Below are 25,354 nucleotides of genomic sequence, written 5' to 3'. Positions count from 1 at the left end.
ATTCGAATTACAAAGATAGTCATTTCAATTGAAAGTTGAGAATTGAAAACTGAAAATTAGAGGAAGATAACGCTTCTTGCGATGCCTATTCTTACCTTCTTACGGTGCCCATTCTAACCTCCTTATACTGGGCATTGTAAGGAGGTTAGAACGGGCATTGTAAGAAAAGGCTTGTTTAGGGCATGATCCGCAAGCTTTCTCCGGCGGTGTGCGACACGAATTCCGGGGCGTACATACATTGAATCGTACTGATACCTCCGGCGTATTCGCCGCTACGGGATACGTAGACCGGATATTCCAAGACGAACGTACCTTCCGGCAGACGATTGATGAAGAAATTCTCGGATACGTCTTTCGGGGATCTGTAATACCAGATACCGTCTCTTGATTCCGGGCCGGAAAGTTGATCGGCCGGTTCGAAGCAGCCCGCACGTAGATCTTTCAAGAATACGTAATTCATTTCACGGTCTGTCCGGATCGTTAGCCGAACGATTACCTTGTCTCCGATGCGGAGCGGTTGCTCCGGTGTTACGGGACGGATTTGGCGGTTGGTACCGTTATTGGTCTCGACGAATAATTTCTTCTCGACACTCAACACCCCTTTTTGTCCTTTTACCTTGTCGATCTCTTGGAAGTATTGCTCGAAAACAGCTCCCCATGCCGGCGTGTTTCCTTCCTTGCGGATCGAGAGCACGGGGTTGGCGGAATTATTTGCCGGCTCGTTCGGAAGTATCGTTTTGAGGTAACCGGTGGCGATTTCCCCTTCCGCGGTACTATAGATCTTGCCGTCCCATGTCGCTACACAAGTGTTTTGCGTGTTCAGCCAATCGCTACCCGTGAGTAGCAAGGCGTAAATGGCGTTTACCGTGGCGGGTACGGATTCCCAGTTTTGTGTACGTTTCTGGTTTAGCAACCATTGTTTCATCCGGTTTGTATTCTGGGTATCCGGCGCGATCTCGTTAAAGACGGACATTAATAAGCAATGCGTGTCGATCGGTGAGGTGAAATAATCACTCCCCCTGCGGTTGTTTGCCCAATACATACCTTTCTCCTCGGAGATCGTAGCGGTCTTCTTTAGTCCTGTCAGGATCGCTGTCGCCACCTCCTTTTTACCGTTTCGATGCATTAACAAGGCGATTTCGCCCTTACTGATTAAGGAATATTGATTCCAGTGCTTCTCCGCTTGGTTCGTATAGAAACGGATCGCTTCCCGGGCGTCTCCCAGTTCCGGGATATCCCGGTAGGAACTGCGGACGAATAAGAACTCTACCTGCTCCGGCGAGGGCCATGCGTTTTGCCATTTCTTATCGTATTTCAGCAAGTTCTCATAATCCGTTTGCATACTTTTGTCCAAGAACTTGAGGGCCTTCATTTGCATCTCTTTCTCCGCTTGCCCATATTGGATCGCGTTTAGCTGTACAAGCTGTGACATACCTTTCAGGATAGAAAGAGTGATCGCACGGCTTGCGGGGAAACCTTTGAACCAGCTCCATCCACCCTCTTCGTTCTGTTGTTGGATCAGTTGTTGCAAGGCCGCTTCCCGTAATCCGTCCGCACGGTTTAGGTCGAACAATAAAGACAAGCGTTGTTTTTGCTCTGTCTCGTTATCGGCGGCTAGTACCCAGGGCGTCTCCTCCAAGAGTATGTTCTTCAGCTCTTGGTTCTTTTCCAAGTTTGAATAGAGAGTAGAGGCATTCCCTCCTTGAGCGGTCCATTGGTTGATCACTTTCTGGATGCGGGGATGGGCTTGGGCGATATAGGAAGCCAACGTATTGCTGTAATAAGCGGCAAACCAAGATAAGATATTATCATTGTTCGGCTGTGTGATCGTCGGTAATGCCTGTACCGCGTACCAAATCGGATTCCCGGTCATCTCCAGCGTGAGACGGAATGGTGTCGCTCCCTCCGAGTTCCCGGAGATACGGATTTGTTTCTCTCCTTCCTTGAGCAAATAGAACGGGGTACTTTCCGTGATGAGCAATTGATTGGAAAGAACAGGTACGATCTGCTGCTCCCCGTCGCTTCCCTTTTCAGAGTCGGCTAGGATACGTACGCCCAGTAGGTTGATCTGTTTGGGGACCGGGATCATCCAGCTTACAGTAGCGATGCTATCCGGTTGCAACTCAAACGGACGTTGTGACTTGCTCAAGCAGATAATCGGTTGGTCTGTAGCGGGATCGAATAGTTCGATGCGTACACGGCCGGATACCGCTTCCTCGGAATTGTTGATGACTTGCGTGCTGATGCTGACCTCATCCCCTTGGCGGACGAAACGAGGCAGATTCGGTAGAACCATCAAGGGTTTGCTGCTAATGACCTCTTTCGTAAGCAGACCGTATTTTAGGTCTTGGGTGTTGGCCAATAGCTGTAGTTTCCAAGTCGTATTACTTTCCGGCAGGGTGAAATTTACGAATACGTCTCCTTCCTCGTTCGTTTGTAAGGTCGGGTAGAAGAAGGCGGTTTCCGCGAAGTTCTGCCGGATTTGCTCCGGACTTACCGGCTGGCTGCTCTCTTTGGCGAAAGGATCGGATAGGTTGAACACGGGTTCCCCTTCCGTAGATTCCACGCTAGACTCTTCTAACACGGCGCTGTCTTCCATGATGTTCATGGATTCCGTCACTACTGGGGCTGCCGCGGATTTCAGCATGATACCACCCGTGGCGAAAGCCCGGTTGCTGGAGCCGTATCCTCGTATGACAATCTCATTGAATAGACCGAACCAATTTAAACGGTCATACTGATATTGAGGTACTTTTATATACTTGGCCTCTGTCTGGTCATATTGATAACTACGCTGGAATCCGGCTCCGGTTGAGAAACGGGGAGCTTGTAGCAGGATCGTTCGCTGCGGGGAGAAATACCAATTGAATGGTATGATTTTATCTAGCGAGGCATCATACATGCTGGTCAGTACCTCGGCGGATACGATCGTGGAGTCCGCGTCGGTGATACGGAATTTCCAGCTCTCTTTACTTCCCGGAAGTAAACGATCCCGGAAGGTTATCGGCTTGATGGTCAACTGCCGGTTGGGTAGCTGAAGCTCTACGGGTACTTGGGTAATATATAGTTCACCTTCTTTTACGAACGTAAAGGATACGATGATTCCCTCTCCATATTCCGGCTTGAACGGGATCTTAAACCGATGGTTCGCGTCACTTAGCTTAATCAACTCATGATGGATGCGGTTATTTCCGGCAAACCATTCATAGAGTACGTAGGCGTCCTTGTCGGAGGTGCCGAATACGATTTCCGCTTCCTCCCCGGGTAAACAAGTTGTCTTCTCTTTCAGCAGCCAAGTATGGGTAAATACGGGAGGACGCTTGTCGTTCTTTCCGTATAGGATGAAATCGGACTGGTTCTTACTCTGCCGTCCTTGGCTATCTTTGGCTTCTACTAAAATACGGTAACGCCCGGAGGGCAATGGGTTGAAAATAGCCGGACTGATTTCTTTGCCACTGGTAAAGCTACCGGAAGCTACTTGCTTGCCTTCTTGATAGCTCTCTCCGCTATTCTTATCGGATCGGTTTGCGATCAGTTCTACGATCTTGAAAGTACCGGAGGTGGAAACCATCTCCCCATTGATTGTCCGGGCTTCGACTACGGCTTTTACCGAGTCTTTCTCGATTTGTGGCGGTAGGTTGGTGAATAAGACGATACTGGATTCTCCTACCGAGAAGGTGTAATTCGCCTCTTGGGTCTCTCCCTTGCTATCGGTTACGGTAGCCGATACCTCGTAGGTCTGGTATGCGGAAGCGTATGGATTCGGATCTTCCTCTTTTTGGGGACGGAAAGATACGTGGAATGTCCCATCGCCGGAAAGAGTGGCGCTACCTTCCGCTACCTGTGTCGGAGCGCTCGGACGGAAATACTTCCACAACAGGAAGGGCCTGCGTGTAATACGCCAAGTGACATCGCCGCTGGGCAGTGACACGCCGGAAAATGTAGCCGCCTTGCCTTGTATGGTAACGGAATCGCCGAAAGCGATATCGCCCTTGATCGGGAGGAAGTACGCTTGGAAAGTCGGGCGTTTGTATTCCTCTACATGAATATATACGCTCATCTGTCCGGTACTTAACCGGAAGACGCCGCTTAGGGTCTGTTTGGGGATGGAGAACTCGCCGTTAAAAGAACCGAAGTCATTAGTCGTGAATTTCTTCTGGGCTAGCTCTTTCCCGTTAGCGTCATACAAAGTCACCGTAAAAGTCTGTCCGGCCACGGCATGCGGGTCGTTCGAGTCTTTTACGTAGGCGAGACCTTTGAAGAAAATGGTTTGTCCCGGACGGTAAAGTCCACGGTCCGTAAAGATCGAGACTTCTACCGGGTTCTTTTCCGGTCTGCGGCCGGAACCCATCGGGTAGATATTTGTCAGCATAGCGTTGGTATCTCCCGGTCTGCTGGCTTGGAACGCCAATACTTGACTGTTCGCCGGAAGCGTGGCCAAGCCTTCCCGGTCTGTCTTGACGGTACCCAGTTCTTGCAAGCTACGACGCTGACCTCCGTAATAGGTAACGATAGCCCCATCAACAGGCTTCCCGCTAAGATAGTCGGTAACCATGACCTCTTGTTTATTACCGGAAAGATTACGATAGATCGCGGCCAATCGGGTTACGCTAACCGTATTGATCGTCTTTAGCTGTTGTCCGGGTACGGTTACGACACATTCATACAATCCCGGTTGATCCATAGATATATGTAAGGTCGTATCTTGCTGCGAATAGGTGTCGGGCAGCCGCAAGGAGAATGTCTTCTCATTTACGAGTTGTCCCAAGGTGCTGCTACTTGATTTTTTTGCGGATGTATGGGCTGCCGCTTGTAAAGGTGTTTTCGAGCTTCGATAGATTTGTACGATGACTTTCTGTACATTCTTATATTCCAGCTTGATCCCCAGTTGCTGTCCCGGATAAACCGTATTGTTTGTAGATACGGATAAAGTAGGTTGTTCCAATTGTGCCAAGCGATTCTTTAAGATAGCCGTGCGAGGGTAACCGGAATACCGCTTGATACCCTCCTCGCATAGTTTCACCTCTTCCGCTTTGATAGAATCCCATTGGGTAGAGACGTAACGAAACATACTGCCGCTAACCAAATCCAATTTGGCGATTAAGATCTCGGCTGCATAGTTTTGAGAAGCTAAGTTCCTGTAAAGCTCATCCAATGCGTTCATGTAAGCCACGAAAGACTCTTTATCCCTTTTATCCCCGTAAAGGAATCGTAGGTAATCCAATTCCGTAAGGAGGACCGATTTCATATTCGGCTCCTTATTTTGAAAGGCGATCAAGTCTTTATAGATCTGTACGGTCGGTTGGATGTCCAGTGCCCGGAAGGCAAGGAACTCATAGAGGGTCGGACGCAGGGTTTGCGAGTCCTTTCCGATCTCCAGAATATCCTTGAACTTGCTGACAGGCGTATTTTGCAATAAAGCCGTAGGTCGCAATGATAAATCGATCTCTTCCTTGATCTTATCCGTGAATAAGTTGGAAGTCCATACCCGGATATCCTCCGGGATATAACCGCTTAATTGGGTTCTTTGGTTGATGGTCCACTGGTTCCGTTGGAAGTAGTTCTGATACATCTCCGCCAGCATGGAATGTAATACCGCCACGGAAGCCGAGTCGGCGCAACTGTTGGTGTAATTCTCCACCTCCTTGATCAGTTCCGGGAACTGATCATCGTTTACCTCCATCTGTTCTTTCATTTTAAGGATAAGATTCTTGATCACCATAGGGGTATTCTTATCGTTTATAGCTTGCGTGATAACAGAACTTTTTTGTTGAGGCTGGGCGGCCCGGCTATACATAATAACCGCCGAGATGCCGCAAAGTATCAGGGCAGATAAAATAATTGCTCTTATCTTCATATCTTTTGGGTTTTATAAGTTTAACAATAAACCTTTCCTATATAGATACAAAGAAAGAGCAAAAAGTTGTAAAACGTACGTTAATGTTTATTTTTTGCGCACGTAGGTGATGTAGGTGTAGGGGTAAGGGTTCTTCTCGTCTGCGGGATACTCCTCACGTTCAGTCTCTTCCCAAAGGTCCCAGTTTACGACGGGAAAGAACGAGGTAGCGTCGGGAAACTCATGATGGATGCGGGTAATATACATTTTGTCGGCTATTCTCAAGGCCTGTCTGTAGACCAACGCACCGCCAATGATGAATATCTCGTCCTCTTTCTCACATAAATCCAGAGCGGCCCCCATAGACTCGCAAGCGAAACAATTCACGAAACCAGCCTCGGGCATAGTCGTCAATACGACATTCTTCCGATTGGGCAGTGGCGCTACAGGGAGAGACTCGAATGTCTTACGTCCCATGATTACCGCATGTCCCGTGGTTAATTCCTTGAAACGCTTCATGTCTGAAGGCATGTGACATAATAATTGCTGATTCTTTCCGATCGCGCTTTTATCTGCGATTGCTGCGATGATAGAAATTGTACTCATAGACTTATTGATTTATGATTTGTAATTTATGATTTATGAATTAACTGTCAACCGTCCATCGTCAACTGCCAATTCTCAGACGGCCACTTCTCCCTTGATGTGGGGATGTGGGTCGTATCCGGTCAAATTGAAATCCTCGAACTTAAAATCGAAGATGCTCTTTACGTCCGGGTTGATCTCCATACGGGGCAACGCACGTGGCTCACGTGTCAATTGTAACTTAACTTGCTCCAAATGGTTGCTGTAGATATGGGCGTCTCCCAACGTATGAACAAAATCTCCCGCTTTAAGGCCGGTAGCTTGTGCCATCATTTGTAATAACAAGGCATAGGAGGCAATGTTGAACGGAACGCCAAGGAAAATATCCGCGCTACGTTGATACAATTGTAGGCTCAACCGTCCGTTCGCCACGTAAAACTGGAAGAAAGCGTGGCAAGGAGGCAGGTTCATGTTGTCTAAGTCCGCCACGTTCCATGCGCTTACAATGATTCGTCGTGAATCCGGGTTATGCTTGATCGTCTCCACGGCCTCGGTGATCTGGTCGATAGATCCTCCTTTATAATCCGGCCATGACCGCCATTGGTAACCGTATATATGCCCAAGGCTACCATCCGCATCGGCCCACTCATTCCAGATGCGTACGCCATGATCTTGCAGATATTTTACGTTGGTATCTCCATTCAGGAACCATAACAATTCGTAGATGATAGACTTCAGATGCAGCTTCTTGGTAGTGAGTAGCGGGAATCCCTCTTCCAGATTGAACCGCATCTGATGACCGAATACGCTGATCGTTCCCGTACCCGTCCGGTCTTCTTTTCTAACTCCCTCGGTAAGCACTCTATTGAGCAGCTCTAAATATTGTTTCATTACTCACTTATTACAATAGTGTGCAAATGTACAAAAGTGAATCGTATTATACTAGAATAACGGGTCAAAATATGAAATCGGTTGAGGATTCAAACGGTTTCTTCATGTATCCTTGGCTGTTTCTTCGGGAGGTATTAGGGGATTTGTATGAAGGTCTAGCTTATTTATCAGCTGTTGGATGATCATCTAACAGCTGTTGCATGATCTTCCAACGGCTGTTGCATGATCATCTACCAATTGGTGGATGATTAAGATGTCAAGAGGAATGGTGTAGTACTTCGAGTAGAAATCGGTAAGGATTCCCGAGAAAATGCGTAAGGATATTGGACCTCATGTGGATAGAATGCGTATCTTTGCCCGAAGAATAACATTTATTAATTTTAAAGGTAAGAGATGAAAAAACTTTGTTTTGCGGTCATGGCAATGTGTATGTTATTGTCATGCGGAGGTAAGAATGAGAAGGGGGCGGCTACGGAAGAGGCCACTCTCTCTGGTTTGATGAAGTCGGATTTTGTATCTGAGGTAGATGGTAAGCCGACTGCTTTGTATGTGTTGAAGAATAAGAAAGGGGCTGAGGCTTGCGTAACGAATTGGGGCGGACGCTTGGTTTCCGTGATGGTGCCTGATAAGAACGGTAAGATGACGGATGTTGTGCTTGGGTATGATAATATCGCTCAGTATGTAGCTTTTCCGGATAATAACTATGGTGGTTTGATCGGACGTTATGGCAACCGTATTGCGAATGGTAAGTTTACGTTGGACGGAACGGAGTATCAACTTCCACAGAATAATAACGGGCATTGCTTGCATGGAGGTCCGAAAGGATATCACGCGGTAGTTTGGGACGCGAAACAGATCGATGACCAAACCTTGGAGTTGACTTATCTATCGAAAGACGGTGAGGCAGGTTTCCCCGGTAATCTGGATATCAAGGTGATCTATAAGTTGACGGATGATAACGCCGTTGATATTAAATACGAGGCGACGACGGATAAACCTACTGTCGTGAATTTGACGAACCATAGTTATTTTAATCTTTCCGGTGTTCCCGGCTCGCAAATCATGGATCATACGATCATGATCGACGCGGATACATATAACCCGGTGGACGAGACTTTGATCCCGACCGGTATCGAACCCGTGGAAGGCACGCCGATGGATCTTCGCAAACCGGTAGTGGTAGGCGCTGATATCGACAATCCGTTTACGCAATTGGTTTACGGTGGTGGTTACGATCATAACTGGATATTGAACGCCGCCGGCGATATCAATAAGGTAGCCGCTAAAGTTGTATCTCCGACAAGCGGTATCGTTATGGAAGTTTACACCAATGAGCCGGGTCTTCAATTCTATGCCGGCAACTCAATGACGAAAGCGGGTGATAAAGGCAAGTTAGGTGTGGTTTACCCACATCGTGGCGCCCTATGTCTGGAGACTCAACATTACCCGGATAGCCCGAACCAACCGGCATTCCCGAGTGTAGTGCTTCGTCCGGGCGAGAAATATGCGAGTGAGTGTATTTATAAGTTCTCGGTAGAGTAAATAAGGAAGAAAGTTCCGGATTTGGAAATATCCAAATAATGGTGGAGGCGCATATACATTGAATAGTATGTATATGCGCTTCTCTTTTTTACTCACGGAAGCATCTTGTTTATAGTGGAAGAATTTATCGCTAGAGAGTATACGCTATCTTTTCCCAATAGATTTTAAAAGAGAAAAATAAATCCATATGATGTATGAGAAAAAGCGTTATATTTGTATCGATAAAGTAAACTCTTGTGGAAATTCAAGGGTTTATGAATCAAAGTGTGATTACGATAAGCGTTTAAGATATTATCTTTGGAACTGAAAATCGCCAAGTTTCAAGTCGGACAGAGATAATAGGCAACTAAACGCTCACGCTTGTTATATATACTGCCTAATAGTATACGTAATAAGGCGTGGGCTGTTGTTTATTATTTGTCCGATGGGTGTTTGGCGATGCCTCAGTTTCGAATAGTAGATTAACAGTTCCCACGCTTCTTTTTTGTAGCATATAGAAATACCGAACAAGGTGAACGGTCCGGTTTGAGGGAAACGTATATGGAGGTAATTAAAAAGCAACGTTTGGCTGTCTGTCGTATATTATTGGATGTAGTGGAAGGTGCGTGTGAGGTCCGTGATCCGGATCTGATCATGCGGACTCGTCATTATCCGGCACTTCAAAGGGAGATGTGTTTTGCGGATCGGGATTGGGAAGAAGCGAGAGATTTGAGTGTACTTGCCTGCTTGGTACTATCCAAGGAATTGCATTATAAGGTTAAGATGATGATCGGTTTGGTAGCTCATGACTTGTATTCAAGGGAGTCCTCGGTCTCTTATCAGCAACGCCTGTCCTTCGATGTGCTGATGAGTGCGATCGATTGGCCAGTCTCTTTTAAGGAGATCACGCTCTTTGCTCCCTCAAAATAAGTTATAGTTTGTACGTAAGACCTTGAATTCCGTTCTGCGGTTGATCTGGTCGGCGATCTCTTGCTGTTCCGGCGGCAGGGCAAGGATGAATTCCTCGGTAAGCACATCGCCTTCTTTCAAGAAATCGAATTGTTTAGCCATCTTCTTGTTGATCGTCTTGGGAACGCTTTCTCCATATCCTTTCGCTTCCAGACGAGCCGCCTCGATACCTCCCGCTATTAGGTAATCCACGACCGATTGCGCACGGCGTTGAGCCAAACGCTCGTTATACTGGTCCGTACCTTTCCGGTCCGTGTGGGCACCCAGTTCGATCGTTACGTTCGGGTTATCGTTCAGCATCTTGATCATCTCGTCCAAAGCTTTCTTGGATTCCGGACGAAGGGTCGCTTTATCGAAATCGTAGAAAATGTTATCGATAACAACCGGCTTGCTGATCGGAGAGAGGAAGAAATCCACGATATATGTCTCGTTTTTCTCCTCGGGGCCGGTATGCAATTCATAATTCTGGTTGAGGTAACCACGGGCGCTGGCCATCATGACATAACGGATGTCCCGTTCCAACTCGACACGATAGGTACCGTCTTTCTTGACCGGGACTTTCACGTTCAGTCCGTCTTTTCCGACGATGCGTACGGTAGCGTCCTCGATCGGATATTCATCGACATCGTTTACGATTCCTTCGATGAAGATGGTGATCGTAGGCCGTTCAAAGGAATATATATGGTCATAGCCCCGTGCGTCGTTGCGGTTGGAGCAGAAGAAGCCCCGTTCCTCTTTTCCGGCGAAGGTGATACCGAAATCGTCTGCCATAGAGTTGATGGGAGCGCCTAGGTTCTCGACCTTCCACTTCCCTGTACTGTCTTGCGTGGCCTTGAACAGATCGAGACCACCCATTCCCGGATGTCCGTTGGACGCGAAATAAAGGGTGACGGAATCCCGGACATACGGGAACATCTCGTCTCCCGGGGTGTTGATCTCTTCTCCTAGGTTCTCCATCGGGCCGAAATCGTTTCCCGCTACCCGGGCACGGAAAATATCCTTGCCACCGAAACCGCCCACGGCGTCGGATACGAAATACAAGTATTTGCCGTCCGGCGAGATGGAAGGATGGCCGAGGGCGGTAACCGAGTCTTTTACGATCGTCGCACGGGTTCCTTTTCCCCATTTGGCGCTGCTTCGGGTAGATATGTAAATCTCGGCGGTACGAGGGCCTTCCGGATCTTGGGCGCAATAGGTATAATACATCGTGTTTCCATCGGGGGAGAAAGAGGGGGTTCCTTCGTCGTATTCCGTATTCACCTCGTCTTCAAGCTCTACGGGAGCTAGCCAAGCCCCTTTCTCGTCTTGCTTGACAAGGAAGAGGTTATTGTTATTTTGCCCGGTGATGGCGCTAACTTTTGCGTCTTTGTCTTTCGAGCGGGAAGAAGCGAAGTATAGTTGGTCGTATTTATCTCCGGCCAGCATCGGACTGAATTCTCCCCGGCGGGAATTGAATTTATCCATGCGTCTTACCTCGTAGCGGGTAGGGTTCTTTTTCCATCCGGGAGCTAACTCGCATCCTTGTATGCCGTTGATGGCTAATAAATTGCTAGGATCGTTCTCCATATAGATATCGTAGTTCTTGATCGCTTCCGGATAACGTCCGGTCTTCTGTAACATCTGTCCCATGCGTAGGTAGACGGTGCTATCGGGGTAATCATAGCGGATGGCGTTCATATAGGCGCTAGTCGCTTTCCCCGTATTATTGATCAACCGGTTACATTCGGCCATACGGTAAGCGATATAGCCGCGCAAATCCCTTTTCTTCGGGGATGTTTTCGTGTAAACCTTACGATAAATGGCGGCTGCCTCATAGTATTCTCCGATACGCTGCTTCTCCTCGGCATCGCTCAACTTCGCCGATTTGCAGGAATACAAGGAAGATACGATAAGCAAAAATAAAACATATATAGTAAAATGTGCTTTCATTCAATCTAGAATATATTCATGCAAATATAACGAATTGTATGGGATCTTATTGTATGTTGAAAGAAAACAGTTACCTTTGTAGAAAACGAAACCTATTCAGATGAATCTATTAAGTAAGTCAAAAGTTGCTATGGCTATGGAAGGATTACCGGAGCATTTTTCTATGGACCAGCTTGTCGATAAGATGTCTTTTGTCGATAAGGTCTGTATTGGAATAAAAGAATCAGAAGAAGGAAAAGTGTTAACCAAATTGGAATGCCGGAATAAATTAGCGAAATGGTTGAAGTAAAATGGACTGATTTTGCGATCCAAAACCTTAATGAAATTGGAGATTATATTGAGAAGAAGAGTTATACCTCGTATGCCTCCCGAGTTGTAAGTGGATTGTTTGCGGCGGTAGATGTTTTAGAACGTTTTCCTTTGGCCGGGCGTATGGTTCCGGAGTTTCAAGATACGACTATAAGAGAGCTTATCCGGATGAATCATTACCGGATTGTTTACAGAGTGGTTAATGAGAGCCGAATAGATATTTTAACTGTTCACCATTCGGCTCGTATTTTACATGCATCTATATTAACAAGGAACTATCCCCATAACTTAGAAACCTGAAATCGTGCTCTAAGGCATACTCATAGATGGATTTCCAGTTTCCTTTTACGAAAGCGGAGATCAGCAAGAGCAAGGTGCTTTTGGGCTGGTGGAAGTTGGTGACGATTCCTTTTACGATCTTGAACTCATAGCCCGGGGCGATGATGATTTGTGTAGCCGTTACCAGCGTATCCGCATCATGCTTATCCAGATAATCGAGGATGTTTTGAAGGGAACGCTCCGCTGTCAGCCGGTTGTTATTCATGTCGTAAGGCATCCATTGTTTTACGACGAGATCTTCGGAAGTCGCTTCGGGGTTATTATCTAGGATCACGCCCATGTAATAGAGACTTTCCAAGGTCCGTACGGAAGTCGTTCCTACGGCGATGATATTTCCAAGGTTGCTTTTGATACGTTCGATGGAACTGCGGCGGACGGAGATAAATTCCGTGTGCATCTCGTGCCCTTCGATCGTGTCGCTTTTTACCGGTTTAAAGGTACCCGCTCCGACATGCAAGGTGACTTCTTCCCGCCCGATGCCCCGAGCATCTATATCGGCAAGTACTTCCGAAGTGAAATGAAGTCCGGCGGTCGGTGCGGCGACGGAGCCTTTTATCTTAGAATAAACCGTTTGATAGGTCTGTAGGTCGCTCTTCTCTGTTTCTCTGTGTAAATAAGGAGGAATCGGCAAGACCCCGGCGGCATCCAAGATATCGGCGAATGTATAAGTCTCGTTATCCCATGTGAATTCGATCAAATGTGTGTCACCATGAGACTTTTTCTTATCCGCTGTCAGCACGACCGGTTGATCCTTAATGAAGATCGTTTTGGATAAAGTGCCTTCTTTCCATTTCTTAAGGTTGCCAACCAAGCAAGTCCAGCTACAGCGTCGGGTCTCTTGAAAAATCAAGGCGTAATCATGAGGCTCGATGGGCTCTAAGCAGAAAATCTCGATGCGTGCGCCGGTCTCTTTCTGGAAAAGTAGGCGGGCTTGTATGACCCGGGTATTATTGAATACCATCAAGCTGTTTTGGGGAAGATAATCCGTGATATGCTTAAAGATACTTTCGCTTATTTCCCCGTTACGGTAGAGTAAAAGTTTGGACTCATCCCTTTTAGGCAATGGAAACTTCGCGATTCGTTCGTCCGGTAACGAATAGTTATAATCTTCGATACGTATTTCTTGTGTCTTCATTACTTCTTCTGTCCTGTTAAAAAAAACATCCGTTTGTACGGATTCCGAGTGCAAAAGTAGTAAATAGGTTTCGGATTCGCGGATTATTCCCTAATTTTGTGCGCATAATATAATAAGGTATAGAATATGAGTATTCAAATAGGTGATAAAGTTCGCTTCCTGAATAGTGTGGGAGGTGGAGTCGTACGTGGATTCCGTGGAAAGGACCAAGTGTTGGTTGAGGATGAGGATGGGTTTGAGGTTCCTGCCTTGATCAAGGAATGTGTCGTGGTTGGGGGCAATGATATGCAAGTGCATAGCTCGAATCGCCCGAAAGTACAGGCTCCGGTAGAGACTCCTTCCCCAAAGAAGCCTGAACCCAAAGAGGAAAAGGTCGAGGAGACACCGGAGGGAGAGCGTCTGAATGTGTATCTGGCTTATCTCCCGGTCGATCCGAAGGCGTTTCAGCAATGTGGCTATGAGACGTATTTCGTGAATGATAGCAATTACTATTTGTTCTTCAATTATATGAACCGAACGAATAATAGCTGGACAAGTCGTTATAACGGGATTATTGAGCCGAATACGAAAATATTCCTAGAGGAGTTCGGTAAGCCGGAGTTGAATGATCTGGAAAGGATCTGCGTGCAACTGATCGCTTTCAAGAAGGATAAACCCTATTCGTTGAAAAACGCCGTATCTGTAGAGTTGCGCTTGGATACGGTTAAGTTCTACAAGCTTCACTGCTTTATGGAGAATGATTTCTTTGAGGAGGATGCCTTGATTTATCCGATTATCCGCAATGACTTGCCCGAGAGAGAACTATTGGTCTCTGCGGCGGAGTTGAAGGAAGCTATGCAGCAAAAGGTTCGTGAGGAACGTAGGGTTCCCCGGCAAATCGTGAAAAAGAAGCCGACGAATAGCGCTATCCTTGAGATCGATTTGCATATAACCGAATTGTTGGATAATACGAATGGATTGAGCAATGCGGATATGCTGACGTACCAGTTGGGAAAATTCCGTGAGGTGATGGATCAGTACGCTCTTAATAACGGACAGAAGATTGTCTTTATCCATGGAAAAGGCGATGGTGTACTGCGTAAGGCGATCGAGAAGGATTTGAAGACCCATTATAAGCAACATTATTTTCAAGACGCTTCTTTCCGCGAATATGGCTTTGGTGCGACGATGGTAACGATTAAGGCTGATACCTCGAAACATGGCCATTGAGATAGAACGGAAATTCTTGGTCTCCGGTGATTTCTTACCGGAGGCTGTTAGCTCCACCCGTATCGTGCAGGGATATATTTGCTCACAGCCCGGACGTACGGTTCGTATTCGTATCCGGGGAGAGGAGGGATTCCTAACGATCAAAGGCGCTTCGGATGAGAAAGGCTTGAGCCGTTATGAGTTCGAACAAAAGATTCCTCTGGTGGATGCCGAGCGGTTGTTGGAACTTTGCGAGCCGGGTGCGATCGACAAGGTTCGTTATCTGGTTCCCAGAGGCAGCCATACGTGGGAAGTCGATGTTTTCCACGGAGCGAATGAAGGGTTGATCCTTGCGGAGATCGAGTTATCGTCTGAGGACGAGCCTTTTGAGAAACCGGCTTGGCTTGGTAAGGAGGTAAGTGGAGATCGCCGTTATTATAATTCAATGTTGACAAAACATCCTTTTAATAGTTCAAATACATGAAGAAACTCTTTTTATCTGTAGCGGCCGCTATATTGGCGTTTCCGGTCTTGGCCGATGAGGGCATGTGGCTGCTCCCTTTATTGAAGCAACAAAAGTTTGCGGAGATGCAGGCCCTTGGTCTGCGATTAAGCGATCAGGAAGTGTATAGCGCCGAGGCTCCTTCCTTGAAAGACGCCGTGGTTCGTTTTGGCGGTGGTTGTACGGGCGAGATGATCTCTCCGGACGGGTTGGTGCTGACGAATCATCATTGTGGTTATAGTAGCATCCAACGGCATAGTACCTTGGAACATGATTATCTGACGGACGGCTTTTGGGCGATGTCTCGTGATAAGGAGCTTCCGAATCCGGGATTGACGGTTACTTTTATCGATAAGATCGACGACGTGACGGATTATGTGAGGACGGAACTGAAAAAGATCACGGATCCGAACAGCATGGAATTCTTGTCCGCTAAGTACTTGAATGGCCTCGCTAAAGCGAAAGTAGGTGAGAAGTTCTTACAGGATAACCCCGGTACGGAAGTCGAGATCAAGGCTTTTTATGGAGGTAATAAGTACTATATGTTTACCAAGAAGATCTATTCGGATGTCCGTTTAGTCGGTGCTCCCCCTTCCTCTATCGGTAAGTTCGGGGCGGATACGGATAACTGGATGTGGCCTCGCCATACCGGAGACTTCTCTCTTTTCCGTGTGTATGCCGACGCGAACGGAAATCCGGCACCTTATTCGGAAACCAATGTCCCGCTTCGTCCGAAACGTTGGCTAAAGCTTTCTTTAAAAGGTGTGGAGGAGAACGATTATGCCATGATCATGGGGTTCCCCGGCCGTACCAATAAATACTATACCTCATGGGAGGTAGCTGAACGTCGGGATATAGATAATGCGGTACGTATTAATATCCGTAATCTCCGTCAAGAGGCGATGCTGGAAGAAATGTTGAAAGATCCGCAAGTTCGGATTCAATACGCTAGTAAGTATGCAGGTTCTACGAACGCTTATAAGAATGCGATCGGTAGTAACTGGGCGATCAACAAACGTAATTTTGAGCAGGTGAAAAACGATGAGCAGGATCGTTTGATCGCTTGGTCGAAGAAGATGTGTGAGCCTGCTTATCCGGAAGCGCTTCTGACATTGGAGCAGATCGTTAATGATCGTAAGGATTTGCGTTTCCGTAGTTGGATGTTGGATGAGGCATTGAGCCGTGGCATCGAGTTCTCCAAAGTTCCGACCGATATCGAGACTGTTTGTGAGGCTTTGGAGGGGAAAGATCGTTCCGAGCAGCAAAAACAGGTCACTCAATTGGAGAGGGCTTTCCACCGTTTTGCTGATAAGGATTATGCGCCGATGGTTGATAAGAAGATAGCGAAAGTCATGTTAAAGGAATATAGGCGTTTGGTCGCTCCGAAGTCGCAGCCGGCTTATTTTTCCGTAATCGATAGCAAGTTTAAGGGGGATGTGGATAAATTCGTAGATTATCTGTTTGATAAATCGATCTATGGTAGCGAGAAGAACTTTAATGCGTTCAAGGAGCACCCGTCTGTCAAAACTTTGAGAGAAGATCCGATGATTCTGTTCGCGCAATCCGTAAAGGATGAGAAAAAGGCGTTAGATAAGGCTTTGGCTGATTTTGATGCCGGATATGCGATCGCCCATCGTGCGTATGTGAAAGGACTTTTAGCGATGTATGGAGACTTGGCTAGTTTTCCGGACGCGAACTCTACGCTTCGTCTGACTTATGGGCAGGTGAAAGGTTACAGTCCTCGTGATTGCGATTATTATGGTCATCAAACCACTTTAGACGGCGTCATGGAGAAGGAGGATTCTACGAATTGGGAATTTGTGGTTTCTGCTCGTTTGAAGGAATTATATCAAGCAGGAGACTTTGGCCCTTATAAGATGCCTAACGGTAAAATGCCGGTTGCCTTCTGTGCTACGACCCATACAACGGGAGGGAACTCCGGTAGTCCGGTATTGAATGGACAAGGAGAGTTAATCGGTATCAATTTCGACCGTAACTGGGAAGGAGTAGGAGGGGATATCCAATATCTGCCCGATTATCAACGCAGTATTATCGTAGATATCCGTTATGTCCTATTCGTAATCGATAAATATGCCGGAGCCGGTTATTTATTGAACGAGATGGAATTCTCAAGATAGAGAAGTAAGTTAACTTCGTGGGCGAAGTATGTTAACTGAAATGCCGAAGTATGTTAACATACTTCGCCCATGAACCTAAGTTCCTTTTTCTATAAAGCCAAAAAGAGGAGACATATCCCTGAAAGATACGTCTCCTCTTTTTGTATATGTATATCTATAACTTAATAAATCTTGTCAAGATCAACAGCTTTGACTCTGAAGATATGACCGTTACGAGAGAATACCAACTCTCCGTCTTCCTTCTTCTTCTGATTCACCAAACGCTGAAAAGCTATATTTGCACCTTTTACTATATTCTCTTCGAATTCTCTAACTTCTTGCTCATTCATGATGTTCAAGTTTTGTAAAAATATCTAGATTATACACTTCCCTTTTATCATTCTTGAATCCCTTGGCGATCACTTCCATGGGAGACATCGAATTATCAGTTATCATCCAATAGTCACTAATAGGAAGGTATAGCTCAAATAAATTGTGGATACCGGCCTCATACCGACGCCGTATCGTTGCTTCCGGAATATTGTGACCTCCGGCGGCTACCCTCATTTTTACACGTTCCACGGCTAGATCCGGCGTATTCAGCCAGAAGTAAAGCAATGTAACATAATAACCTTCCCTTTGTGCTTCCCGTATCAGGTTTGCGACTGAACGGGTGGCCAGCGTAGTTTCCATTGCGAAAGTCTCACCAGCACCGATGAGTTCCTTTATCCGCTTATACATAATACGACTAGCTTCAACGGCGACGGCTATACTGTCTGCATTAAAAGGGGAAAGTCCCTTGGCTATCTCGTCTGAGTTAACAAACTCCCTACATTTTAGCATTTCTGGTAAAATCGTGAAGGAAGCTGTTGTTTTTCCTGCTCCGTTGCAACCTGATATTATATACAAATATGGCACTGTTTGCTGTTTTTGATGCTGCAAATATATGTAATAGTTTTTTAATATGCGTCGTTTTATTTCTCAAAAATCGTGAAAATGTGCAGGAAATGTACTTTTAACTAACAGGTTTGTTGGCGAAAGTGGTGGTTTTGTTAATTTTTATACCCAAAGTAGATCACTCATGATTCCGTCGGAAACGAAGATTCCTGACTTGGATAAAATCAATTTGTCATCGGTTTGTAATAAGAGACCTTGGTTGATATGGGGTTGAGCTTGCTTTTGACAATAAGAAAGGAGCTTCCTGCCAAATTTTGTCTGGATATCAGCGAAAGAGACTCCCCACATGGTTCGAAGGCCGGTGATGATGAAGTCGTTGTACCGGGTGCATAGGTCTAAATCCTCGGATTCTATTGTCGGATGCCCATTTTCTATACCGTCTATATATATAGGTAGAGAAGATGGATTCCATTCCCGGTCTATTCCGTTATAAGAATGGGCGGAAGGACCGAGCCCCAGATATTTCTTTCCGGTCCAGTAGGAGCTATTGTGCTTGGAGAAGAACCCGGGACGGGTGAAATTAGATATCTCGTAATGCAAATAGCCTGCTTCTGCCAACCGATCTATTAATGTGGAAAAGAACGAGACGCTTAACTCCTCGTTTATGGGGGTCACTTTTCCCGCTTCCAGCAATTTGTAAAGTGCGGTACCTTCCTCGTAAATGAGGTGGTAGGCGGAAAGATGGGGAACATCCAACCGGATCGCTTGTCGCAAATTCTCTTCCCATGCTTGCTGCGTTTGGTTGGGGAGTCCGTAGATCAAATCGATACTGATATTTGTAATCCCATATTCCTTGCATAGTTCTACTGCTTTAATCGCTTGTTGCCGGTCATGGCGACGATTCAGAAAACGCAAATCTTCCGGATGAAAACTCTGTACACCCATACTGACCCGGTTAAAAGGATAATTACGGAGAAGCGATACATATTCTCGTTTCATGTCATCCGGATTCGCCTCTAAGGTAATCTCCATTTGCTCGGCTACATCAAAATGACGATAGATAGCCTCGAATATCTTGCCAAAATCCTTCTCGTCTAATTGAGAGGGGGTGCCTCCCCCGAAGTAAATGGTTTCTAATGCTTCGTTTCCTATATATCCCTTCCGCAATTCCATCTCTTTTATAAGTGCGTTTATATACGGCTCTTTATACTTCATCTCCGTATTGGAAAAAAAGTCACAGTATAAACACCGCTTGGCGCAAAAAGGAACGTGGATGTATAAACCTGCCATCTGTATGGACACAATTATATCTTTACACAAAGATATAATTTAAATTTCAAAAAACCTTGCTGCTGCACAACATAGTTCTCAAACACCGGGCGATAATTGCTTTTTTCCTTTACAATCTCTAATTTGCGCCCTCGTGAAAGTGATTCACGCCAAATAAACGTATTGTTAAACTCAAATAAATCCTGATATCATGAAAGTATACCAAACAAATGAAATTAAGAACATCTCTATCTTGGGAAGTTCGGGCTCTGGGAAAACCACTCTCGCTGAAGCTATGCTTTACGAGGGTGGAGTTATAAAACGCCGCGGCTCCGTTGAGGCAGGAAATACGGTGTCCGATTATTTCCCGGTTGAGAAAGAGTATGGATACTCAGTTTTCTCAACCGTTTTCAGTGTTGAGTGGCAGGATCGGAAGCTGAATTTCATCGATTGTCCGGGTTCTGATGATTTCGTTGGAGGAGCTGTTTCCGCTCTGAATGTCACGGATACGGCACTGATGGTATTGAATGCCCAGTACGGTGTTGAGGTTGGAACCATTAACCAGTTCCGGTATACTGAACAATTTCATAAACCGGTGATTTTTGTTGTCAATCAGCTTGATAATGATAAAGCCGACTATGAGGGAACCATCGCCCAGTTGAAAGACCGTTGGGGCAGTAAGATCGTTCCGATCCAATATCCGATTAGCTGCGGCTCTTCTTTCAATGCCGTGGTGGATGTATTAAAAATGAAGATGTATCGTTGGAAACCGGAAGGTGGAGTTCCTGATGTATTGGAAATCCCCGCCGAGGAAATGGATAAGGCGATGGAGTTGCATCAAGCCTTGGTGGAAGCCGCCGCTGAGAACGATGATACTTTGATGGAGAAATTCTTTGAGGAAGGTGCCTTGAGCGAGGATGATATGCGTGCCGGTATCCGTGCGGGCTTGGTTACTCGCGGTATGTTCCCGGTATTCTGCGTATGTGCCGGTCGTGATATGTGTGTTCGTCGTACGTTGGAGTTCTTGGGTAACGTGGTTCCTTGTACCGACAAGATGCCTCGTCTGATTACTACGGAAGGCGTAGAGGTGACTCCGGACTCGAATGGTCCTACTAGCTTGTTCTTCTTCAAGACTACCGTGGAACCTCATATTGGTCAGGTTTCCTATTTTAAAGTGATATCAGGAAAAGTAAAAGAAGGTGACGATTTGATGAATGCCGATCGTGGTTCCAAGGAGCGTATCGCACAGTTATTTGCGGTAGCCGGACAAACTCGTACCCCGGTTACGGAAATGGTGGCGGGTGATATTGGAGCGACCGTTAAGTTAAAGGATGTTCGCCGTGGTAATACATTGAACGGAAAGGGTTGTGATTATCGTTTCGACTTCATTAAATATCCGGATCCGAAATATCGTCGTGCTATCAAGCCGGTGAATGAGGCTGACGCCGAGAAGATGATGGAAATCTTGATACGTATGCGCGAGGAAGACCCGACATGGGTAATCGAGCAGTCCAAGGAATTGAAGCAGACAATCGTTTCCGGTCAAGGTGAGTTCCATCTTCGTACATTGAAATGGAGAATCGAGAATAATGATAAATTGCCGATCGAATATCTGGAGCCGAAGATCCCGTATCGTGAGACGATTACGAAAGCGGCCCGTGCGGATTACCGCCATAAGAAACAATCTGGTGGCGCAGGCCAGTTCGGTGAAGTTCACTTGATTATCGAGCCTTATTATGAAGGTATGCCTGCTCCGGATACCTACCGTTTCGGCGGACAGGAGTATAAGATGAATGTTCGTGATACTCAAATAATCGATTTGGATTGGGGTGGTAAAGTCGTGTTCGTAAACTGTATCGTTGGTGGTGCTATCGACGCTCGTTTCTTGCCGGCTATCCTAAAAGGTATCATGGCTCGTATGGAGCAAGGGCCGTTGACGGGTTCGTATGCTCGCGACGTGCGTATTTGCGTATACGATGGTAAGATGCACCCGGTAGACAGTAATGAGATCTCTTTCATGCTTGCCGGACGTAATGCTTTCAGTACTTCCTTCAAGGAGGCTGGCCCTAAGATCTTGGAGCCTGTTTACGATGTCGAGGTTTCCGTTCCTGCCGATTATCTGGGAGATGTGATGAGTGACTTGCAAGGACGCCGTGCCTTGATTATGGGTATGAATAGCGAGAAGGGATTTGAGAAACTATTGGCGAAAGTTCCTTTGAAAGAGATGTCTAACTATTCTACTTCACTAAGCTCCATTACGGGCGGACGTGCTTCGTTTACGATGAAGTTCGCTAGTTACGAGTTAGTTCCTGCCGATGTACAAGAGAAGTTGTTAAAGGCTTACGAGGCTACTCAATCAGAAGAATAGGTAAAGTAAAATGTCATCATAATTTTTTAATATTTAAAGTTAAACGAGAAAAGGCCGGCTTTGTGAAGAGCTGGCCTTTTTGTTATGTCTTTTTCATTAGGTTGTCGTGAACTTGTAATACCGAAAGTGTTCTTTTGTATCATCTTAAATAAGGAAAAGATGATATTAAGAAAGTACTATCCGACTATTGTCCTCTCTGACATCCATTTGGGATCGGAACATTCCCGGACGGAGGAGGTCACCCGTTTTCTCAAGCACGTAGATTGCGATCGATTGATTTTGAATGGTGATATCATCGATGGCTGGCAATTGAAGAAATCCGGTAAACGCTGGAAACACAAGCATACCGATTTCTTTAAGGTATTGATGAAGATGATGGAGAAAAGGGGTACGGAGATTATCTATGTAGTGGGGAACCATGATGATTTTCTCGATAGCTTGGCTCCTTTTAAGTTCTCCAATATATCGATCGTAAAGGATTATTTACTGAAGACGAGACAAGGAAAACGCTATTTCGTGACACATGGCGATATTTTCGATACGGTTACGACCCATATGCGTTGGCTTGCCATGCTCGGGGATGTGGGATATACTTTTTTATTGTGGTTGAATAAGGTTTACAATCATCGTAGAGAGCGGCAAGGAAAACCTTATTTCTCTTTATCCCAAGAGGTGAAACACCGGGTGAAAAGTGCGGTCTCTTATATCTCGGAGTTTGAGAAAGAGCTGGTACGCTTAGCGGAGGCCAAGCATTTGGATGGGATTATTTGCGGTCATATTCATCAAGCGGCGAACGTATGGTATGGTAATGTGCATTATCTAAATTCCGGCGATTGGGTGGAAAGCATGACCGCTCTCGTGGAGGATGAACAAGGAGAGTGGGATATTGTTACATATAATAATAATGTACAACTATATGCGGATGCCGTATGAAAATTCTGTTTATCATACAAGGTGAGGGACGTGGGCACTTGACCCAAGCGTTATCCTTACGCCAGAAATTGATGGCCGAAGGACATGAGATCGTTGGTGTGTTGGTAGGAAAAAGCCCGGCCCGCCGTTTGCCGGATTTCTTCTTGAATAAGATACAATCGCCGGTATATCCGTTTGAGAGTCCGAATTTTTTACCGACGGCTAAGAATAAACAAGTGAGTTTGATGCGTAGCGTATTATATAATGTATTGCGTCTGCATAAATACATGGGAAGTATCCGTTATATCGACCGGATGATTCGGCAGACGGATGCGGATGTTGTCGTGAATTTCTACGAGCTATTGACGGGGCTGACTTACTTGATTCTCCGTCCGAAAGCGACGATGGTATGTATCGCCCATCAATATCTATTCTTGCATCCGGACTTCGTTTTCCCGAAGCAGAGCACATTGTCGTTGGCATCGCTACGATTTTTTACGAGATTAACGGCGATAGGCTCCGTCAAAAAATTAGCCTTGTCTTTCCGGAAGATGCGCGAGGCGCCGTTGGGAGGAATAGTCGTGGTTCCTCCTTTATTAAGGCAAGAAGTCTTGGATGCGGTTCCCTCGAACGGCAGTTATTTGCATGGTTATTTGTTGAATAGCGGGTTTAGTGAGGAGATCCGTTCTTGGCATTCCCGTCATCCTTCGGTTCCGATGCATTTCTTTTGGGATAAGAAAGATCAGCGAGCCGAGGTGAAAATAGACGATTGCCTTTCTTTCCATCAGCTGGATGATACGTTGTTTCTACGTTATATGTCGGGGGCGAAGGCTTATGCTACGACCGCCGGATTCGAATCCGTATGTGAGGCGATGTATCTGAATAAACCTGTATTGATGGTTCCTACACATATTGAGCAAGCTTGCAATGCTTACGATGCCTCTTTGTCTGGCGCAGGCGTTGTCGCTGATTGTTTTGATCTGGACGTGTTATTATCCATTTCGGAAAGTCATGTGGAGAATCCGCTCTTCCGGCATTGGGTGAAACAGGCGGATTGGCTTATTCTTCGTGAGTTCCGTGAGGATTTGTTGCGTGAGGAACATCCGGTAACGAGCCTAGGGAGGATTACGACAAATTGGGTGGTGCGTCTGGGGAGATTCCTGCCTATCTAGGAACTTATAGCAGTACCGTGCTGTAGATGCAGGTGTGCCATGCTGATGGCACAAGCGTTTCATCAGCATGGCACAGATGTCTTATTTATTGAGCGCTTGCTCAATATCGGCGATGATATCATCGGCGTTCTCGATACCTACAGAGAAGCGGATCAAGTCCGGAGCCACGCCAGCCTCTATCAATTGCTCGTCGCTCAACTGGCGGTGCGTATGACTGGCCGGGTGAAGCACGCAAGTACGGGCATCCGCTACGTGAGTTACGATAGCGGCGAGTTTCAAGCTATCCATAAACTTGATCGCCACCTCACGTCCACCTTTCAATCCGAAGGATAATACACCGCAAGAGCCATTCGGTAGATACTTCTTGGCGAGCTCATGGTACGGATTGCCTTCCAATTCCGGATAATGAACCCAAGCTACCTTATCACATTTCTGTAGCCACTGCGCTACCGCCAAGGCGTTTTTGCAATGCTGCGGTACACGAAGATGCAAGGTCTCCAATCCCAGATTCAATAGGAATGCGTTTTGCGGGGATTGGATCGCTCCGAGGTCACGCATCAGTTGGCTAGTCGCTTTCGTGATGAACGCTAATTTCCCGAATGCCTTGGTATAGGTCAATCCGTGGTAAGAAGGGTCCGGTTGGCAAAGTCCCGGGAACTTCTCGGCATGCGCTTCCCAATCGAAATTGCCGCTGTCCACGATACAACCACCCACGCTCGTGGCATGGCCATCCATATATTTAGTCGTGGAGTGCGTAACGATATCCGCTCCCCATTCGAACGGACGGCAATTGATCGGCGTGGCGAACGTATTATCGACGATCAAGGGTACGCCATGATTATGGGCGATGCGGGCAAACTTCTCCACATCCAATACCATAACGCCCGGATTGGAGATCATCTCGCCGAACATCGCCTTCGTATTCGGGCGGAAAGCCTTGGAGATCTCTTCCTCGCTCGCGTCTTGATCTACGAACGTGCATTCGATTCCCAGCTTCTTCAAGGTAACGGCCAGTAGATTATAAGTACCTCCATAAATGCTGGTAGCGCTTACGATATGATCGCCAGCCTCGCAAATATTGAAGAAAGCGAAAAAGCTAGCGGCCTGCCCGGATGAGGTCAGCATAGCGGCCACGCCACCTTCCAACGCCGCGATCTTGGCGGCTACAGCCTCGTTTGTCGGGTTTTGAAGGCGGGTATAGAAATAGCCGCTTTCCTCCAAATCGAACAATTTAGCCATCTGCTCGCTCGTCTCATACTTGAATGTCGTGCTTTGATAGATCGGGAGGACACGGGGTTCTCCTTTCTTGGGTTGCCAACCGGCCTGTACGCACAGGGTTTCCGGTTTGAATTTGTTATCCATATAGGTTGTTTTTTTAATTGAATGTCATTTTAATCGCGAATGTACGGAAAATC

Annotated in this window: 19 protein-coding genes; 10 read left to right on the top strand and 9 right to left on the bottom strand. The window is 46.4% G+C overall.

Annotated features, from left to right (window positions below):
- Positions 1-175: 175 nt before the first annotated feature.
- The 3 genes from NBH07_RS05990 to NBH07_RS05980 form a co-directional block, all read right to left on the bottom strand.
- Positions 176-5,857, bottom strand: coding sequence for an alpha-2-macroglobulin family protein (locus tag NBH07_RS05990; protein WP_156682696.1), 5,682 nt, complete (start codon positions 5,855-5,857; stop codon positions 176-178).
- Between the two features lie 87 nt (positions 5,858-5,944).
- Positions 5,945-6,442 (bottom strand): dihydrofolate reductase, encoded by a 498-nt coding sequence (locus NBH07_RS05985; RefSeq protein WP_005858889.1) that lies wholly within the window; start codon positions 6,440-6,442, stop codon positions 5,945-5,947.
- Between the two features lie 75 nt (positions 6,443-6,517).
- On the bottom strand, positions 6,518-7,312 hold the full coding sequence (locus NBH07_RS05980; protein ID WP_005858887.1) for a thymidylate synthase: 795 nt from the start codon (positions 7,310-7,312) through the stop codon (positions 6,518-6,520).
- A gap of 393 nt (positions 7,313-7,705) precedes the next feature.
- Between NBH07_RS05980 and NBH07_RS05975 the strand changes: the two genes are divergently transcribed.
- Positions 7,706-8,854, top strand: a complete 1,149-nt coding sequence (locus NBH07_RS05975) for an aldose epimerase family protein (RefSeq protein ID WP_156682695.1) — start codon at positions 7,706-7,708, stop codon at positions 8,852-8,854.
- A 540-nt stretch (positions 8,855-9,394) separates the two neighbouring features.
- On the top strand, positions 9,395-9,763 hold the full coding sequence (locus tag NBH07_RS05970) for a hypothetical protein (RefSeq protein WP_005858880.1): 369 nt from the start codon (positions 9,395-9,397) through the stop codon (positions 9,761-9,763).
- Here the strand turns inward: NBH07_RS05970 and porE are convergent.
- A complete protein-coding gene (porE, locus tag NBH07_RS05965; RefSeq protein ID WP_005858878.1) occupies positions 9,755-11,731 on the bottom strand; it encodes a PorE family type IX secretion system protein in 1,977 nt (658 codons plus the stop codon). The genes NBH07_RS05970 and porE overlap by 9 nt on opposite strands.
- 100 nt (positions 11,732-11,831) lie before the next feature.
- Between porE and NBH07_RS05960 the strand changes: the two genes are divergently transcribed.
- Both NBH07_RS05960 and NBH07_RS05955 read left to right on the top strand, forming a co-directional pair.
- Positions 11,832-12,020: a hypothetical protein gene (locus NBH07_RS05960; RefSeq protein WP_005858876.1), complete on the top strand. Its 189-nt coding sequence runs from the start codon at positions 11,832-11,834 to the stop codon at positions 12,018-12,020.
- On the top strand, positions 12,008-12,340 hold the full coding sequence (locus NBH07_RS05955) for a type II toxin-antitoxin system RelE/ParE family toxin (protein WP_005858874.1): 333 nt from the start codon (positions 12,008-12,010) through the stop codon (positions 12,338-12,340). Before NBH07_RS05960 ends, NBH07_RS05955 begins: the two co-directional genes overlap by 13 nt.
- Here the strand turns inward: NBH07_RS05955 and NBH07_RS05950 are convergent.
- The gene (locus NBH07_RS05950; protein WP_008779359.1) at positions 12,300-13,514 is read right to left on the bottom strand and encodes an S-adenosylmethionine:tRNA ribosyltransferase-isomerase; all 1,215 of its coding nucleotides are present in this window, start codon (positions 13,512-13,514) and stop codon (positions 12,300-12,302) included. The genes NBH07_RS05955 and NBH07_RS05950 overlap by 41 nt on opposite strands.
- Before the next feature lie 126 nt (positions 13,515-13,640).
- On the opposite strand from NBH07_RS05950, the gene NBH07_RS05945 reads away from it, so the two are divergent.
- Genes NBH07_RS05945 through NBH07_RS05935 form a run of 3 tightly spaced genes read left to right on the top strand, consistent with a single transcriptional unit; the run spans position 13,641 to position 17,342 of the window.
- Positions 13,641-14,723 carry a DUF2027 domain-containing protein gene (locus NBH07_RS05945; RefSeq protein WP_005858870.1) on the top strand — a complete coding sequence of 361 codons (1,083 nt, stop codon included), beginning with the start codon at positions 13,641-13,643 and terminating at the stop codon, positions 14,721-14,723.
- Positions 14,713-15,186, top strand: coding sequence for a CYTH domain-containing protein (locus NBH07_RS05940; RefSeq protein WP_005858868.1), 474 nt, complete (start codon positions 14,713-14,715; stop codon positions 15,184-15,186). Before NBH07_RS05945 ends, NBH07_RS05940 begins: the two co-directional genes overlap by 11 nt.
- Positions 15,183-17,342, top strand: coding sequence for a S46 family peptidase (locus NBH07_RS05935; RefSeq protein WP_005858866.1), 2,160 nt, complete (start codon positions 15,183-15,185; stop codon positions 17,340-17,342). The genes NBH07_RS05940 and NBH07_RS05935 overlap by 4 nt, the downstream gene beginning before the upstream one ends.
- Positions 17,343-17,503: 161 nt before the next feature.
- Here NBH07_RS05935 and NBH07_RS05930 read toward each other — a convergent pair whose 3' ends face one another.
- The 3 genes from NBH07_RS05930 to hemW all read right to left on the bottom strand — a co-directional run bounded on the left by NBH07_RS05930 (position 17,504) and on the right by hemW (position 19,508).
- Positions 17,504-17,671 carry a DUF8506 family protein gene (locus NBH07_RS05930; protein WP_005858864.1) on the bottom strand — a complete coding sequence of 56 codons (168 nt, stop codon included), beginning with the start codon at positions 17,669-17,671 and terminating at the stop codon, positions 17,504-17,506.
- The gene (locus tag NBH07_RS05925) at positions 17,664-18,263 is read right to left on the bottom strand and encodes an ATPase (RefSeq protein WP_005858862.1); all 600 of its coding nucleotides are present in this window, start codon (positions 18,261-18,263) and stop codon (positions 17,664-17,666) included. The genes NBH07_RS05930 and NBH07_RS05925 overlap by 8 nt, the downstream gene beginning before the upstream one ends.
- 117 nt (positions 18,264-18,380) lie before the next feature.
- Positions 18,381-19,508 carry a radical SAM family heme chaperone HemW gene (hemW, locus tag NBH07_RS05920; protein WP_008779361.1) on the bottom strand — a complete coding sequence of 376 codons (1,128 nt, stop codon included), beginning with the start codon at positions 19,506-19,508 and terminating at the stop codon, positions 18,381-18,383.
- A gap of 190 nt (positions 19,509-19,698) precedes the next feature.
- Between hemW and fusA2 the strand changes: the two genes are divergently transcribed.
- The 3 genes from fusA2 to NBH07_RS05905 all read left to right on the top strand — a co-directional run bounded on the left by fusA2 (position 19,699) and on the right by NBH07_RS05905 (position 23,939).
- Positions 19,699-21,855, top strand: a complete 2,157-nt coding sequence (fusA2, locus tag NBH07_RS05915) for an elongation factor G2 (RefSeq protein ID WP_005858833.1) — start codon at positions 19,699-19,701, stop codon at positions 21,853-21,855.
- Between the two features lie 159 nt (positions 21,856-22,014).
- Positions 22,015-22,788 (top strand): UDP-2,3-diacylglucosamine diphosphatase, encoded by a 774-nt coding sequence (locus tag NBH07_RS05910; RefSeq protein ID WP_039848579.1) that lies wholly within the window; start codon positions 22,015-22,017, stop codon positions 22,786-22,788.
- Positions 22,785-23,939 carry a glycosyltransferase family protein gene (locus NBH07_RS05905; protein ID WP_009017020.1) on the top strand — a complete coding sequence of 385 codons (1,155 nt, stop codon included), beginning with the start codon at positions 22,785-22,787 and terminating at the stop codon, positions 23,937-23,939. The genes NBH07_RS05910 and NBH07_RS05905 overlap by 4 nt, the downstream gene beginning before the upstream one ends.
- An 81-nt stretch (positions 23,940-24,020) precedes the next feature.
- On the opposite strand, the gene NBH07_RS05900 is transcribed toward NBH07_RS05905, so the two are convergent.
- The gene (locus tag NBH07_RS05900; RefSeq protein WP_008779363.1) at positions 24,021-25,301 is read right to left on the bottom strand and encodes an O-acetylhomoserine aminocarboxypropyltransferase/cysteine synthase family protein; all 1,281 of its coding nucleotides are present in this window, start codon (positions 25,299-25,301) and stop codon (positions 24,021-24,023) included.
- Positions 25,302-25,354: the final 53 nt, after the last annotated feature.

Origin of the sequence: Parabacteroides sp. B2-S-102 (genome assembly GCF_023656665.1) — a bacterium.
In the GTDB taxonomy this organism is placed as follows: domain Bacteria; phylum Bacteroidota; class Bacteroidia; order Bacteroidales; family Tannerellaceae; genus Parabacteroides; species Parabacteroides distasonis.
This window is presented reverse-complemented; position numbering and strand designations above follow the sequence as displayed.